Origin of the sequence: Fulvivirga sp. M361 (assembly GCF_007097395.1) — a bacterium.
Taxonomy (GTDB): Bacteria; Bacteroidota; Bacteroidia; order Cytophagales; family Cyclobacteriaceae; genus Fulvivirga.
This window is the reverse complement of the sequence record NZ_VKDC01000044.1, coordinates 1-15,827: the sequence shown is the minus strand read 5'-3', so window position 1 is coordinate 15,827 and position 15,827 is coordinate 1. Positions and strand designations below refer to the sequence as shown.

The 15,827-nt window shown below is 40.3% G+C and carries 15 protein-coding genes; 7 read left to right on the top strand and 8 right to left on the bottom strand.

Annotation, left to right across the window (positions count from 1 at the left end; translation table 11 throughout):
• Window positions 1-98: 98 nt before the first annotated feature.
• Entirely contained in the window at window positions 99-1,199 is a 1,101-nt protein-coding gene (locus FNH22_RS28115; protein ID WP_143401855.1) for a Glu/Leu/Phe/Val dehydrogenase dimerization domain-containing protein, read from the bottom strand.
• A gap of 222 nt (window positions 1,200-1,421) precedes the next feature.
• On the opposite strand from FNH22_RS28115, the gene FNH22_RS28110 reads away from it, so the two are divergent.
• Both FNH22_RS28110 and FNH22_RS28105 read left to right on the top strand, forming a co-directional pair.
• Complete coding sequence (locus FNH22_RS28110; protein ID WP_143401854.1) at window positions 1,422-3,212, top strand: ABC transporter ATP-binding protein; 1,791 nt, start codon at window positions 1,422-1,424, stop codon at window positions 3,210-3,212.
• A 6-nt stretch (window positions 3,213-3,218) separates the two neighbouring features.
• Window positions 3,219-3,860 (top strand): DUF6090 family protein, encoded by a 642-nt coding sequence (locus FNH22_RS28105; protein ID WP_143401853.1) that lies wholly within the window; start codon window positions 3,219-3,221, stop codon window positions 3,858-3,860.
• A 121-nt stretch (window positions 3,861-3,981) separates the two neighbouring features.
• On the opposite strand, the gene FNH22_RS28100 is transcribed toward FNH22_RS28105, so the two are convergent.
• From FNH22_RS28100 to FNH22_RS28075, 6 genes are all read right to left on the bottom strand, one after another.
• Window positions 3,982-4,494 carry a hypothetical protein gene (locus tag FNH22_RS28100; protein WP_143401852.1) on the bottom strand — a complete coding sequence of 171 codons (513 nt, stop codon included), beginning with the start codon at window positions 4,492-4,494 and terminating at the stop codon, window positions 3,982-3,984.
• A complete protein-coding gene (locus tag FNH22_RS28095) occupies window positions 4,495-5,085 on the bottom strand; it encodes a hypothetical protein (RefSeq protein ID WP_143401851.1) in 591 nt (196 codons plus the stop codon).
• 15 nt (window positions 5,086-5,100) lie between these two features.
• On the bottom strand, window positions 5,101-5,724 hold the full coding sequence (locus tag FNH22_RS28090; protein WP_143401850.1) for a hypothetical protein: 624 nt from the start codon (window positions 5,722-5,724) through the stop codon (window positions 5,101-5,103).
• A 142-nt stretch (window positions 5,725-5,866) separates the two neighbouring features.
• Window positions 5,867-7,639 carry an ABC transporter ATP-binding protein gene (locus FNH22_RS28085; RefSeq protein WP_143401849.1) on the bottom strand — a complete coding sequence of 591 codons (1,773 nt, stop codon included), beginning with the start codon at window positions 7,637-7,639 and terminating at the stop codon, window positions 5,867-5,869.
• A gap of 170 nt (window positions 7,640-7,809) precedes the next feature.
• Window positions 7,810-8,553, bottom strand: a complete 744-nt coding sequence (truA, locus tag FNH22_RS28080) for a tRNA pseudouridine(38-40) synthase TruA (protein ID WP_143401848.1) — start codon at window positions 8,551-8,553, stop codon at window positions 7,810-7,812.
• A 44-nt stretch (window positions 8,554-8,597) separates the two neighbouring features.
• Window positions 8,598-9,293, bottom strand: a complete 696-nt coding sequence (locus FNH22_RS28075; protein ID WP_143401847.1) for an HAD family hydrolase — start codon at window positions 9,291-9,293, stop codon at window positions 8,598-8,600.
• Window positions 9,294-9,404: 111 nt separating this feature from the next.
• Between FNH22_RS28075 and FNH22_RS28070 the strand changes: the two genes are divergently transcribed.
• Window positions 9,405-9,881, top strand: coding sequence for a DUF4293 domain-containing protein (locus FNH22_RS28070; protein WP_143401846.1), 477 nt, complete (start codon window positions 9,405-9,407; stop codon window positions 9,879-9,881).
• A gap of 124 nt (window positions 9,882-10,005) precedes the next feature.
• Here FNH22_RS28070 and FNH22_RS28065 read toward each other — a convergent pair whose 3' ends face one another.
• Window positions 10,006-10,449, bottom strand: coding sequence for a hypothetical protein (locus tag FNH22_RS28065; protein WP_143401845.1), 444 nt, complete (start codon window positions 10,447-10,449; stop codon window positions 10,006-10,008).
• Window positions 10,450-10,776: 327 nt separating this feature from the next.
• On the opposite strand from FNH22_RS28065, the gene htpG reads away from it, so the two are divergent.
• The 4 genes from htpG to FNH22_RS28045 form a co-directional block, all read left to right on the top strand.
• Window positions 10,777-12,675 carry a molecular chaperone HtpG gene (gene htpG / locus FNH22_RS28060; protein WP_143401844.1) on the top strand — a complete coding sequence of 633 codons (1,899 nt, stop codon included), beginning with the start codon at window positions 10,777-10,779 and terminating at the stop codon, window positions 12,673-12,675.
• Window positions 12,676-12,818: 143 nt separating this feature from the next.
• Window positions 12,819-14,105: a M20/M25/M40 family metallo-hydrolase gene (locus FNH22_RS28055; RefSeq protein ID WP_143401843.1), complete on the top strand. Its 1,287-nt coding sequence runs from the start codon at window positions 12,819-12,821 to the stop codon at window positions 14,103-14,105.
• Window positions 14,106-14,201: 96 nt separating this feature from the next.
• The gene (locus FNH22_RS28050) at window positions 14,202-14,777 is read left to right on the top strand and encodes a toxin-antitoxin system YwqK family antitoxin (protein WP_143401891.1); all 576 of its coding nucleotides are present in this window, start codon (window positions 14,202-14,204) and stop codon (window positions 14,775-14,777) included.
• 338 nt (window positions 14,778-15,115) lie between these two features.
• Window positions 15,116-15,827: transposase (locus tag FNH22_RS28045; protein WP_143401842.1), on the top strand; the 712-nt coding region annotated here is incomplete at its 3' end.

Below are 15,827 nucleotides of genomic sequence, written 5' to 3'. Positions count from 1 at the left end.
CAAGTATTTGCAGATATCAGGCGCAAAATTAGTGAATAATACCAATCAGAAAATTGATTCTGCTAAAATATCTGGTGACGTATGTTTTGCTACGTTTGTTAACGTGATAGCTTTAACCTGCCAATGTCGTCAATTCTTTTTTCTGCCAGTTTAATAGCGGCTTCCTGTGAAGATGTCTTATCATTCTCAGCGGTATTCAGTATTTCAAGGCATGTACTGTATATGTTTTCTGCCATTGTATAGGTCCGCTTTTCGCTATAATCTCCGAGATATTCTTCATATACATTGATCAATCCGCCAGCATTGATCAAAAAATCAGGTGCATATGTAATGCTTTTGTCCATAAGCATATAGCCGTGTTTTTGCTCATCAGCAAGCTGGTTATTGGCAGCTCCCGCTACTATTTGGCATTTAAGCCTGGAAATAGTGTCGTCGTTCAGGGTAGCGCCCAGGGCGCAGGGAGCATAAATATCCATATCCAGGTCGTAAATATCCTCCATACCTACCACCTTTGCTCCGGTTTCACCAGCTACCGCACTCAATTTTTCTTCTGATATATCAGTGATGAACACTTTAGCGCCTTCTTTAGTAAGATGATCAACCAGGTACATTCCTACCTGACCCACCCCTTGTACACCAATCTTTTTTCCTTCCAGGCCATCATTGCCATATACTTTTTTTGCCGTAGCTTTCATGCCCAGGTAGGTGCCATAAGCTGTTACGGGAGAAGGGTCTCCACCTCCGCCCATAGTTTGAGGTAGTCCTGTCACATAACGTGTCTCCATACCGATGAACTCCATATCACGGGTTTTCATATTGACATCTTCCGCAGTCCAGTATTTTCCTCCAAGGCTGTCAATGAATTTGCCAAAACGGCGAAGAAAAGCTTCCGTTTTCATCGTGCTGGCATCGCCAATAATGACCGCTTTGCCGCCACCAATGTTCAACCCTGTAATAGCGGCCTTATACGTCATACCCCTGGACAAGCGCAATACATCTGTTAAAGCTTCGTTTTCCGTAGCATAATTCCACATGCGGGTACCTCCGAGTGCAGGCCCTAATACCGTATTATGAATACCAATAATTGCCTTTAGGCCCGTGGCCTGATCATGACAAAATACTACCTGCTCGTGCCCAAGTGCTGACACCTGCCCGAATAAAGTGCTTTCTTTCACCTTTTCCAGTTCATTAAATTCCATTCTATCGCGCTTTAGAGTAATTATTTCTAGATTAGATAATATAGTATGTAATTCAAATGAAGTACCCTCCGTTTGAATGGCCCAAAAGTAGGTGATTTTTAATATTATTTCAAAATCGAAATCGTTTGCAGAGAACTTATGGATTCTTTCCACGTTGTTATGGATATTACGTTAATTTTGGCCCTTCACTGCTTGATTTGATCATGGTCAGAAAGACACTGGATGAAGGAACTTAGCTATCTCAATAAATATCTTTTTAAGTACAAATACCATATCCTGTTAGGATTGGTTTTCGTCATTATTTCCAATATTTTCCAGATCATACCCGCATCTGTGGTAAGGTATGCCATAGATCTGGTAGCCGATAACATAGATGTGTATCGATCATTCCAACAACTGGATATTCAGGAAAACATCAATGATATTTTCACGGTGAATATTTTAATCTATGCTGTTATTATCCTGGTGATGGCGTTACTGCGGGGGTTATTTTTATTCATGGTACGGCAGACCATCATCGTAATGTCAAGATTGGTGGAATACGACCTTAAAAATGAAATTTATGATCATTATCAGTCGTTGCCTCTAAGCTTTTATAGAAGAAATAATACCGGTGATATTTTGAACCGGATATCGGAGGACGTTGGCAAAGTGCGCATGTACCTGGGGCCTTCCATTATGTATGGATTAAACATGATAACCTTGTTTGTTATACTCATCCCTTACATGCTTTCTATCAATGTGACGCTTACGTTATACGCACTTATTCCACTGCCCATTCTTTCAGTGAGCATTTATTATGTGAACAACATCATGAATAAAAGGTCGGAAGAGATACAGGTAAGCCAATCAGGGCTGTCGACATTTGTTCAGGAGGCATTTTCAGGGATCCGTGTTTTAAAGTCATTTAACCGGGAAGAGGATTCCAACCGTCAGTTCTCGGCCAAAAGTGACGATTACAAATACAAATCACTCCGGTTAACAAAAGTTCAGGCGTTATTTTTTCCACTGATCATGGGGCTGATAGGTTTGAGTACTATCCTGACAGTTTATGCTGGTAGTACAGAGGTATTAAAGGGTAACCTGACATTTGGTAACATTGCCGAGTTCATTATATATGTTAACTTACTTACCTGGCCAGTGACATCGTTGGGCTGGATCAGTAGTATTATTCAACGTGCGGCAGCATCACAAAAAAGGTTGAATGAGTTTCTTAAAACGGACAACGATATTGTTAGTACTGAGAATTTGTTGGTAGATCTTAAAGGCAGTATCCAGTTCAGTAATGTAAGTTTCACCTATCCGGATTCCGGTATTCAGGCATTGAATGAAGTTTCTTTTGAAGTGGAATCCGGACAATCATTGGCTATTATTGGTACTACCGGGTCAGGAAAAAGCACTATAGCCAATATGATCACACGTATGTATGATACCTCTTCAGGGGATATACGGATTGATAAAAGGGGAGTGAAAGAATACAATGTGATCAATTTAAGAAGCCAAATAGGATATGTTCCTCAGGACGTATTTCTCTTTAGCGACACTATTTATAACAACATTGCTTTCGGTACAGATGAAATAAGTGAAGAAAAGGTGATGCAGGCGGCCAGGGAAGCAGATGTGTATGAAAATATAATTGAATTTCCGGAAGGCTTTGCCACGAAGCTGGGGGAAAGAGGCATTACCTTGTCAGGCGGCCAGAAGCAGCGTGTCTCTATAGCTCGTGCTATCTGTCGCAACCCGAAGATACTTATCCTGGATGATGCTTTATCTGCAGTAGACACTAAAACTGAAAATGCCATTTTGAATAGCTTGAAAAGGATAATGGATGGACGTACCTCTATTATAATTTCACACAGGGTTTCTTCCGCGAAACTTGCTGATAAGATTATAGTGCTGGACGATGGAAAGTTGGTGGAAGAGGGGACTAATGAATCATTGCTTGCGAAAAACGGCATTTATAAAGAGCTTTATGACAAGCAGATGCTGGCAGAAGAAACAATAACGGAGTAATCGATTATGGTTGCAAAGGATAGAAAACATAACATCGACTGGCTCAATCATTTTGTAGGGCTTATAAGTGTGCTTTTAGGCGTATTGATCGCATTTGGCCTAAATAGTTGGAATGAATCGCGTAAAGAGGACAGGGTAATTCAAACCGTATTGGTAAACATTCAGGATGAAATGGAAAACAATTTAAGAAAGTTGGATTCTACCTATTTGGCCAATAAAAATTTGCGTGATTTTTTGGTAGAACTGCTTAAAGTAGTTGATGACAAAATGGATCCTGTTAAACCAGCCGATTCGTTAATAGGGTTTCGTCAAAAATATGCTGACTATATTTCGGATGATTTAGAATCTATCTCCATTCTCATAGAATTGTTTGAGTTATCGGATGTTGCCTGGACCACAGCAGGACGTACGAATGTGCTTTCTTCTATGGATTATGAATTAGTAAGTGATTTGGCTGAGATTTACAGTATCCAGAAGAGGCTGAAAAGCTTTGACAATAGCATCACGAAGGAAATATCAAACGTTGCATCGGCTGAAAAAGATAAGCGCGCCTGGATGAAAATGATGAAGGATATCGATACTGCCTTAACCTTTGCAGCAGTTTTGAAAGAAGCTTATAAGAAGAAGATCGAGGATATCAAGAACTAACCTGTCCTCAGGCAATCAATGTGTCATGGTCTATCAGAATCAAATACCAGTCTGAAAAATTTGTGTTATTACTCTCTTATGGTCTTTTTTAGCCGTGGAGTGGTCCACTGAAAGCGATGACCTAACGTAAACGAAACAATACTCTTAGTTTTTCATCGCCTTCATAAATCTCGTAAGAAATGGTGGTCTCTAATTCTTTTGATTGTGTTTGGGCGTAATTAACAGCTTGATTTTTAATATCCATTGGATTTATGCGCCTTAAGTCAGAGGCCATTAATTCAGCACCGGCATAACTTCCGGGCGGCATTTCGAGCCATGAAGACGCTGGTAGTTTATCAGGTACTTCCTCAGCAGATATACCTATAAATTGCCTGATCTCGCCTTTCAACGTATCAGATTCATAATTTACCACTATTAAATCCCTATGTCCCTTAAGTGCATTATTACGCTGTTGTATAAACAGGTCTTTCAATTCAGGAGCTTTTGGGCTACCTTGAAAGTACTCTCCTGTAAAATAGCTCTGATGATGGTCCGTGATCGCAAAATCTACCTCTGGTGAGGATGATCTTAGAAAAAAGAAAACAAAATAAACGCTGCTTAACAGTAGCAGCGCTATCATAAGGTATCGTTTCATTTAAAATGCGTATCGAACTCCAATAGCGCCAAAAATACGCATCTTAAAAGGTTGATCAACTAACTCAGCCAATAAACTCACCTCTGCAAAGGATACAACGGGATAATCCTGAAGTTCATATTCTACCCCCAATATTCCTTCCGGTCCCAGGTCAAAATTGGTTTTGTCATCGGAACCTATTATGCTGCTTTCGTTAAAATAAGAGTATTCTAACCCGGAAAGTCGCATCTGGGCGCCCACCCCCCAATACCAATCCAATCGGCCCTCTACATTGGCCGGAAACGCGTAATGTAAAAGGTACCGACCCTGCAAAGCCAGGGTGTAATTCACATCATGGTCTGCATAGCGTAGTCCGTCAAAGTCATTGATGTTTTTGAATTTATCACGATAGTAAGCTCCGTGTCGGTTGCGTGAAGTGGTTCCTATTCCAAATTCAAAAGCCGTATTACGTTGGCCATAAATTTTATAAGATATGCCAAAAGCATCACCAATACGTAACCCCACGCCCTGGTCGAAGCGCTGTGAGAAGGCAGATGAAGAAATAAAACCAAAGCCAATAAGACAGACGATTGCCTTAACTAGAATTTTCATGAAAAAAGATGTTTTTTAAAAAACGACCCTAAGACCTATACCCCCTTGAAAACGCGTCCATCCCGGATCTTCTAATACATCAGCATACATTTCTATTTCTATGAATGCAGAGATTGGTAATTGGAAGTAAGCATATTCAAAGCCGAGCACACCTGTCGGGCCCATCGTTAAGTTATTAACGTCGAAACGACCGATTTCTGTTTCATTGAACCGAAGATCTAACAAATATTCGTATTCTATGGATAAAGTGCGCCATTGCCAGCCAGCACCTATATACCATTGTAGCCCTTTTAACAGTTTAGTGGCATTCTGCTGGTACAGAAATTTTCCTTCCAGTACCCATTCGGATTTTACCAAATGGCTCAGGTAAGAAATGCTTTGCCTTTCGCCAAGGGTATCCGCATTGGTGAATTTTTCAAAGTTTCCCCGATGGTACTGATTGTATAACCCACTGGCTGCCGTACCACCATCAATCGCTATGGCGAAATTTTTGTGAGCATAAAATTTATAGGTAAGCGCAAAGGGGTCTCCTAATTTGATCCCTATTCCCTGGTAAGGGTATTTACTTTCTTCAAAGATCGGGCATACTACCCTGGCTTTTCCCTTTGAAATGCGAATATGCTTGAAATTCTTTTTCACTACATGCCTTTGAGACTGTGCCTGAAAAGCGACAGCGGAAAGAAAGCATATAATTAAAGCAAACCTTTGTAGAGCAGGCATTTAAGAAAATTGACCGTTAAAAAAGGCAAGTTGCGAATATGAAAAATCGCAACCAAAAGTTTTAGATAATTTCTTTGTACTGCATTTTATGCAGTTGAGTGTAATATCCGTCTTTTTTAAGTAGTGTTTCATGATCGCCTACTTCCACAATCTGTCCCTTTTCCAATACAATGATTTTATCCGCTTTTTGTATTGTGGAAAGGCGGTGCGCTATGACAATGGAAGTTCTGCCGGTCATCATTTTTTCGATGGCTTTTTGGATCATTTCCTCTGTTTCCGTATCTACAGATGACGTAGCTTCATCCAGCACGATGATACGTGGGTCATAGACCATGGCACGTACAAAAGAAATGAGCTGTCGCTGACCAACGGATAAAGTAGACCCTCTTTCCATGACATTGTAGTGGAGTCCGCCGGGTAGTCGTTCAATAAACTTTTTGGCACCCACCAGTTTGGCTGCTTTCATTACATCTTCTTCTGCTATGTCCGGATTGCCCAGGGTGATGTTTTGATAAATACTTTCCGAAAACAGGAATACGTCTTGAAGAACTACGCCAATCTTACTTCTGAGGCTATTAAGATCATACTCATGCACTTCATGACCGTCGATAAGTATCTCTCCACGGTTAATGTCATAAAAACGATTGAGTAAATTTATAATAGAAGACTTACCCGCTCCGGTAGCTCCTACCAGGGCTATGGTTTCGCCTTGTTTCACAGAGAAAGAAATGTCTCTCAATACATGTTCTCCCTTGTTATAAGCAAACCATACATTTTTAAATGTTACCTCACCCTTAAATTGCTTCGGTTGAAGCGTACCACTATCGGTCAGGTGTTCATCATTGTCTAAAAGCTGCATGATACGGGATGAACTGACTATGCCCAGTTGTAATGTATTAAAGCGGTCGGCAATCATGCGTATCGGTCGGAAAAACATCTGGATATACATGATGAAGGCGATCAACATCCCCATGGTAATACCTGTATCCACCTGATGGATTACCCCTTTCGCCCCATACCAGATCAGCAACCCGATGCCTGCGGCACTAATTACTTCTGCAACAGGATAATAAATGGAATAATAAAGCACGGACTTCAAATTAGCCCTGCGGTGGTCGCGGTTGATTTCCTTAAACTTGGCATACTCCCTTTTCTCGCCGCCGAATATCTGAACAATGCTCATGCCCGTGATATGTTCCTGTACGAAAGAATTTAAGTTTGAAACAGCATTTCTTACATCGTTGAAGGCCACCTTTATCTTTTCTTTAAAAATATAAGTGCTCACCACCAGGATAGGGAAGGTAGAAAGGCAGATCAGCGCCAGCCTCCAGTTTTCATGAAACATAAAGGCCAGGATAAAGATAAGTTGGAACAGATCGCCAACCATGGCTGCAAGGCCTTCGCTAAAAACATTGGCTAGTGTTTCTACATCCGAAACAGTACGTGTCACGAGTCGTCCTATAGGAGTGCGATCAAAGAACTTCAACCTTAACTTCACCAAATGGGCATACAGCTTAATGCGTATGTCACGAATAATGTACTGCCCCAGCCAGCCTGAAAGATAGGTATGCGAATATTGGACCAATGACTGTAATATCAGTAAGCCTACCAATAGATATATCATGTTGACCATACCCTGGTAGTCGCCTGCGGCTACTTCATTATCCAGAGTGAGCTGGATAAGGTGGGGTCTTAGCGGAGCGGCAATGCCTATGATCAATGTTAGGAGGATAAGAAAATAGAAACGTCCTCTATACGGCTTTACAAAATCGAAAAGACGTTTAAGTACCTTAAAATCTACAATGCTGCCGCTATTTACCTTCTCTTTATTCATTTATATACTTATAGATGATAGTGGGTACGTATGAACGTAAACCGTGTTGCTCTCTAATACAAATACTTGTCCTTTTTGACTAAGGTATCCTTTTTAATCTGATTACATAACCCTTTAAGGTTAGAAGAGTTATCACATTCAATGCTGTAGTAAGTATACTCAACGTCATTTTACATTACTTTTTCAGGGTATTTGACAGAAGTTAAAAAAAGGCCCTGAGCCGGTGCTGCCGACCCTGCTTTCCTTCTGTCCCGGGATTTAATAATGGTGATGAAATCTTCAGTGGGCCTTTTGGCAGTACCTACGTCCAATAATGTACCTACTATAGCCCGGACCATACCTCTAAGGAAACGATTGGCTGTGATTTCAAAGGTCAGTAACTCATCCCCTACTATCCATCTTGCAGTAGAGATAGAACAACGGAAATTTTCTACTTCGGTTTTAACTTTACTGAAAGCCTGGAAGTCTTCTTCTTCTAATAATACCAGGGCAGCTTCATTCATTCGTGTTACGTCAAGGGGTTTATGAAAGTGACACGCATATTTCTCAAGAAATGGGTTTTTTCGTAGTGAAATTCGATACTCATAACTTCTGGATATAGCCGTAAACCGGGCATGAATGTCATTGGCCACCTGAAAAATGGCATTAATGCTAATATCATTAGGTAACAGGCTGTTTAACTTATGTTGAAGTTGTGCTGTATCCGCTGTTTTCTCAAAATCGCAATGGAAAAATTGCTGTTCACAATGCACCCCGGTATCTGTTCGCCCGCTTCCCGTAATACTCATAGGCTGTCTTGTAAGTAATGACAGGGCTTCTTCCACTTTTTGTTGAATGGACATGGCATTTTCCTGGCGTTGCCACCCATGATAATGTGTTCCATCGTAAGATATTTCAAAGAAGTAACGAGGCATTTAACAATAGGCTACTTAAATATGGAACAAAGAGAGTGTCAATATTATAGAATTTGAAGTATGTCAGAAAGTCGGTCATACTGGTGATAAGTGCCATTCAAATGAGGATTATCTTCGACCATTTCATGCTGCCAGGTAATTTCGTGGGGAATATGTATCGCCTTGCCACCAATGTTCAACACGGGAATAATATCAGATTTCATAGAATTGCCGATCATGAGAAATTGGCCAGGTTCGATATCCAGATGACGAATTAATTTCTCATAATCGGCTTCTTTCTTATCGCTCATAACTTCCGTATGATGAAAATGTCCTTCCAGGCCAGATTTCTTTAGTTTTCTTTCCTGGTCAAGTAAGTCCCCTTTTGTGGCTAAAATGAGTCTATATCGATTTTTTAATGTAGTAAAAATATGATCGACATCGTCTAACAGACGAACCGGTTTATTGAGCATTGACTTACCAAGCTCTACGATGCTCAATAAATCGGGGGCTGTTATTTTTCCTTTTGAAATTTCAAGGGCCGCTTCAACCATGGATAGTGTAAAACCTTTAATGCCATAACCATACAGTTCCAGGTTCTTCATTTCATGAGAAAATAATTGGTTTATAGCTTCTTTACCCGGTAAAAAGGGCTGCATAAGCTCTGAGAATTTTTCTTCTGCCTCCCGAAAGTAAATTTCGTTAAGCCAAAGCGTATCATCCGCATCAAAGGCAACCACCCTTATACTATCAATGTCCATATGCTTCCATTCGTTTTTGGTTGTACTTTAGTGCAGCAGTGTATAGGTTTATCTTTGGTAAACGTGCCAGGTTTGACTTAATTTGTAAGCTCAAAATTAGCCAATACAAGAATGTTACAAAGGATTCAAACTGTATTTCTATTGCTGGTGGCATTGATGATGCTATTGACATTGTTCTTTCCGTTTTGGACATACCAGGCAGTAGATTCTGTAGAATATTATGGCCTTTTTGCCTTTTATTTTGAACGCTTTGATCTGGAATCAGAAGAACTGGTGAGAATATACTTCCCTTTTACTCTTATTGCCACAATGGCGGTTGCAGCGATTACAGTAGCTTCACTGGAGATCACCAGGTACAATAATCGTCTATTGCAAATAAAACTAGGAGCGTTGAATTCCCTTCTGATTGCCGGAACGTTAATATTAGCGGCTTATTTTGCCACCGATTTCATTAAATCAAAAGGAGTAGCAGGCCATTATGGCATTGCTTTTTTTCTGCCTGCTGCGGCGTTGATATTTAATTTATTGGCCAACCGGTATATACGGAAAGACGAAAAACTAGTTAGGTCGGTAGATCGTATTCGCTGATAGTAAAAATTATTCTATGCTAAGCCAGGGAATCAATAGGAGTGATGTCTTAAACACTAGTGGTTAGGATTATAATTAATAGGTTCTCTTTGTTATGTTAAGATGTGGCAATAGCTTTACTTTTTTAATTCTGGTCAGAGGTAGAAGATACCGTCGCTGCTGATTCAAAACTATTGGAATAGTCTATTTTCAGTTCTTCGTGATACCTCTTATTGTCCTGGAAGTCAACTTCTACTAACCGATAAATATTGATACCTGTTTGAGGTTCTTCATCAAAGAATTGATATTCTTTAATCGCAAATTGATCATGATTTCTATTTCGCATGGAAAGGCCAAAAACTTCGAAATTCTCACCTTCTTTACGCTCTATTAAATAGAATTTGAGATCATCTTCTACTTTAGCGTGCCAGGTGATCATGACTTCTTGATTCATTATACTTATTTGCTGTTTGACCACAGCAAGAGATTCCCGTTCAGGTTTCTTGTCAGTACCCATACCCGTAGAGGCTGCCAGAAATAATGCAGCGCTTGTTAATAGTATCTGACGTATTATCTTCGCGTTATTCATATTCTTACCCTTTATTTCCCTCTCTTGTAAACACTAATGTCAGTATTAGTGTTTGAAATGGGATCAGGATATTTCTGATTTGAAGAAATCATCACAAAAACAGCTTAAATCGTGTGTAATGGAGAAAAATTGCATAACCAATAAGTACTGTTTGACGAAGATTCAGTCAAAATATGGATGGTCACTAGTGATTATTCCCACGTATGGATACAGGAAATCCCCTAGGGGCAGAACGTTTTAATGACATATTGTCATTCCAGGAGAACTGGAATGATGTTTGAAAATCAAGATATACTTATTTATTAAAACGACCAACGTTAAGTATACATTATGGAAAAGGGAACGATATCCATCCACACGGAAAATATATTTCCGATCATTAAAAAATTCTTGTATTCAGATCATGAGATCTTTCTAAGAGAACTGGTATCGAATGCTGTTGACGCGACTCAAAAACTGAGACGCCTGTCATCATTAGGTGAACTTAAAGAAGATATTGGAGAGACCAGGATAGAAGTAAGCTTTGATAGCAAGAAAAAAACCATCACTATTAAAGACCGTGGCATTGGAATGACTGCCGATGAGATTAAAAAATATATTAATCAAATTGCTTTTTCAGGTGCTACGGAATTTGTTGAAAAATTCAAGGACAAAGGAGATGCAAAAGATATCATAGGTAAATTCGGATTGGGTTTTTACTCTTCGTTTATGGTATCCAAAGAGGTGGAGATCATTTCCAAATCATACCAGGAAGGTACTAAAGCAGCACGTTGGGTATGTGACGGCTCTACAGAGTTTGAGATTTCAGATGCCAAGAAGAAAGATCGTGGAACGGAGGTCATTCTACATATTGCCGAAGACTCAGAAGAGTTTTTGGATGAATGGAAAATTAAAGGCATCCTGGATAAGTATTGTAAATTCTTACCAGTTGAGATCCAGTTTGGAACCACTGAAGAAAGTGTGGAAGATGGAAAAGATGAAGAAGATAAGCCTAAGTATAAGACTGTCACCAAAGACAGAATTATTAATGAGACGGAGCCTTTATGGACAAAGTCACCTTCTGACCTGAAAGACGAAGACTATCTTAAGTTTTATCGTGAATTATATCCGATGACGGAAGATCCGCTGTTCTGGATTCACCTTAATGTGGATTATCCCTTTAATCTTACAGGCATTCTTTATTTCCCCAAGGTGAAGAATGACTTTGAGGTACAGAAAAACAAGATACAACTCTATTCACGTCAGGTATTCATTACAGATGAAGTTAAAGATGTAGTGCCTGAATTCCTTATGCTTTTACATGGTGTAATTGATTCGCCGGATATTCCGTTGAATGTATCCAGAAGTTATTTGCAGTCTGATAGTAACGTTAAAAAGATCAATTCACATATTACCAAAAAGGTAGCTGATAAACTGAGTGAGCTTTTCAAAAAGGATCGTAAGTCCTATGAAGAAAAGTGGGATGATATTGGGGTATTTGTAAAGTACGGCATGCTCAGCGAAGATAAATTTTACGAGAAAGCCAAAGACTTCGCTTTAATGAAAAACACGGAGAGCGAATTCTTTACACTTGATGAGTACAAACAGAAAGTAGAACCAAACCAGACCGATAAGGATAAAAACATCGTTTATCTCTACACCACTGAGCCTGGAAAGCAACATACTTTTATTGAAGCGGCCAAGAAAAGGACCTATGATGTATTGTTGATGGACGGTATGTTGGACAGCCACTACATCAACTTTATGGAGCAAAAGCTGGAACAAACCCAGTTGAAGAGAGTGGATGCCAGTACGGTAGATAAGCTCATAGACAAGGATGAAAAGGTAGAGAGTGTATTAAGTGAAGATGAGTCTACCAAGGTAAAAGGTATTTTTGAAACAGCTATAGGGAACGAGAATATGAAGGTGAGTATAGAGTCACTGGCACCGGATGAGTTACCAGTTACCGTCACAATGTCCGAATTCATGCGAAGAATGAAAGATATGTCTAAAACGGGTGGCGGTGGCTATTACGCTATGATGGGAGGTAACATGCCTGACCAGTTTGATGTAACTATCAACGGCAACCATCCGGTGGTAGCTAAGATTTTACGAGCCAAAAAAGAAGAGAAAAAACAACAGCTGGCTAAGCAGGCATACGACCTAGCCATGTTGTCACAGAATATGCTTACAGGCGCTGATCTGACCAACTTCATTAAACGGAGTGTAGAGCTAGCAGCGGAGTAGTAAGCAACCATGCTTCAATAACCCGTAAAAGCGGTGGATCAATTATGATCTGCCGCTTTTCCTTTTTATACCGCTTGTAAAGTAAGCCTTTTACCGCACCAGATCACCCGTTAATTTGACTTGAAAAGTCAGTTAATATTACTATGAAACACATTATACTATTTACATCCCTATTCTTACTGGTATTTTTTATTCATGGCCAGAAGCTCACCCGTAAGGAAAAACAGATTGTTCAGGAAGTCGAAGAACTTGATGCTGAGGCATTGCAGTTCCTGATAGACGTGGTGAATATCAATAGCGGTACGTATAATCACGACGGCGTAAAGAAAACCGGCAAAGTTTTTCAAAAAGCATTTGATGCTATAGGGTTCCAAACGCAATGGATTGACATGCCTGAAAATGTTAACCGGGCCGGGCACCTTTTTATAGAGAGAAAAGGGACCAGGGGCAAGCGGTTATTATTAATAGGTCACCTGGATACCGTTTTTGACAAAGACAGTCCATTTCAAAAGTGGGCCACCCAGGATACCATAGCTTACGGGCCAGGCGCCAATGATATGAAAGGCGGAGATGTGGTGATGCTGTATGCCCTTAAAGCACTCTACAATGCGGGTGTACTGGATGACACACAGATCATAGCAGCGCTGCACGGAGACGAGGAAAGCGCCGGAAAACCCATCGAAATTAGTCGTCGTGATATTGTGGAAGCGGCCAAACGTAGTGATATCGCATTGGGTTTTGAAACTTCTTCCGGATTTAACTATGCTACCGTGGCACGTAGAGGTTCCAGTGGTTGGGTTCTGGAGGTAACGGGAAAGCAAGCTCATTCATCCGGTATATTTAATGAAAAAGTAGGCGCAGGCGCGATATTTGAAGCCTCTAGAATATTGTACAAGTTTTACGAGGCGCTAAGCTCTGAAGCATTATTGACTTTTAATCCGGGTGTTATCGCGGGAGGGACTCGGGTACAATCAGATGACATTGCTTCCACACTGACCACTTATGGAAAGTCAAATATTGTTGCTCAAAAAGTGACCGTTAAAGGAGGGCTACGTTTTATCTCCGAGGAGCAAAAGGAAAAAGCAAGGGAAAGTATGAGAAAGATAGTGGCTGAGAATTTACCCCATACCTCTGCTACCATAACTTTTACTGACAGCTATCCTGCCATGCCGCCGACAGATGGAAATCTGAACCTTCTCAAACAACTTAATCAGCTTAGCCTGGATTTAGAACAGGGAGAAGTGCTGGCCTATGACCCTGGAAAACGTGGGGCAGCAGACATCTCCTTTATAGCAGAATATGTAGACGGCCTGGACGGGCTTGGTGTCATGGGTGGTGGTGCACATTCTCCCAATGAATACATGGACCTGACTACCTTTAATGATCTGATCAAAAGAACGGCGCTGTTCATTTACCGGCTTACACGATAAATAATCAGGTAAAGTGCGTCAAATTCAGATGGATCAATTTCAGTGAAAAGAGCTATCTGCTATATTTGTTTTTTTAACATCAAACCTTTGTGAGTTATGAGAAAACTTTTTTTGATTCCTTTCATTTTCATCGCTTGTAACCAAACTCCTGAACTTAGTGATGCCACTATTGGCGGATTAGCCAGTGCACCGGAAGGTTCTAAAAAGGAGCCTTACGAAGATAATCCGGACCTGGTCCGTGTAACCCTGGAAAAAACAGGAGGAGGAGTGATGCAGGAAGGCAATTACCTCAATGGAAAATTGCACGGTACATGGACGGTATATCACCTCAATGAGTTGGTGAAATCCATGACCACTTACGTGGCAGGTGTAAAGGAAGGGACACACCTTGAAATTGATGACCGGGGAAGGCTTACATTGAAAGCCCACTATCATAACAATCAATATCATGGTGACTATATCGCCTACAAAAATATCAGGGTGGTGGAGCGTCGACGATATGACAATGGCCAATTAGAAGGTACCGTGAAGAAGTATTATGATAATGGTAACATAATGGAAGAAAGCCTCTATGCTAACGGAAAACTTAATGGTGTATCAAAGTGGTATGATCAGGAAGGTAATGTCACTTTGGAATACAAGTATGAAGATGGTGCTTTGGTAAAGAAATAGTAAGCTAAGGCTTAGACGTTTTTAGGCTTAAGGTCTGATCGTTTTCATATTTGTAATATTTTGGGATTTAGTCTATGTTGGTACTTTAATAAGAGTCATCAAAAGCACTGCGACAGGAGTTCTACGTCAGCATGGGATCCGGAACCCCTTTTACATAACATTTACTGCTTATCATTATTGCCATCTTTATGAATTGATCTTTGTTCAGCAATTAGGCAGTGCTGTTTCATTTATGTGAAGGTTTAACCGCGATTATGCAATAGGATTTCAGAAAATGCAATAATTTTTTGTATAAAGGAATTAAAGGGCGATTTTGAAGGAGTTTTAAATTCACCCAAATGGTTAACCTACCGATAGGATACAGTGATAAACAAGTGACGCCTTATGGAGGCATGAGTTTAATGAAACGCTTTATAGATCAGACTGGTATCAGAGGCTTTCTACGCCAGCTTGATTTACCAGAACCAGGTTCAAATCGAGGCTATAAACCTGAACATATAATAGAGTCTTTTTGGCTGAGCATCTGGACTGGAGCTTCTCGTTATATTCATTGTGATTGGCTTCGGTATGATAAAGTGCTGCAGTCCATTTTCAACTGGGATGAAATGCCCTCTCAAAGCACATATAGTCGTTTCTTCGGTAAGTTCTCTCAGAAAAGAAACACCGAAGTATTTCCTGTACTACAAAATTGGTTTTTTGATCAGATTGGAGTGGATAACATCACAATAGATTTTGATAGTACGGTGATCACTCGTTATGGAGATCAACAAGGTAGTGCGAAAGGATACAACCCCAATAAACGAGGCAGGAACTCACATCACCCATTGATAGCTTTTGTGGGACAAACCCGGATGGTAGCCAATGCGTGGCTCAGACCGGGTAATACCGCAGACAGTAGTAGCTGTAAAGCCTTTATGAAGGAAACTTTTGATCAGGCATTAGCGGGTAAGAAAGTAGGCTTGGTACGTGCTGATAGTGGCTTTTATACCGAAGAGTTACTCAGCTATTTAGAAGAGAAACAGCACAACTATATCATGGCTGTAAGGATGT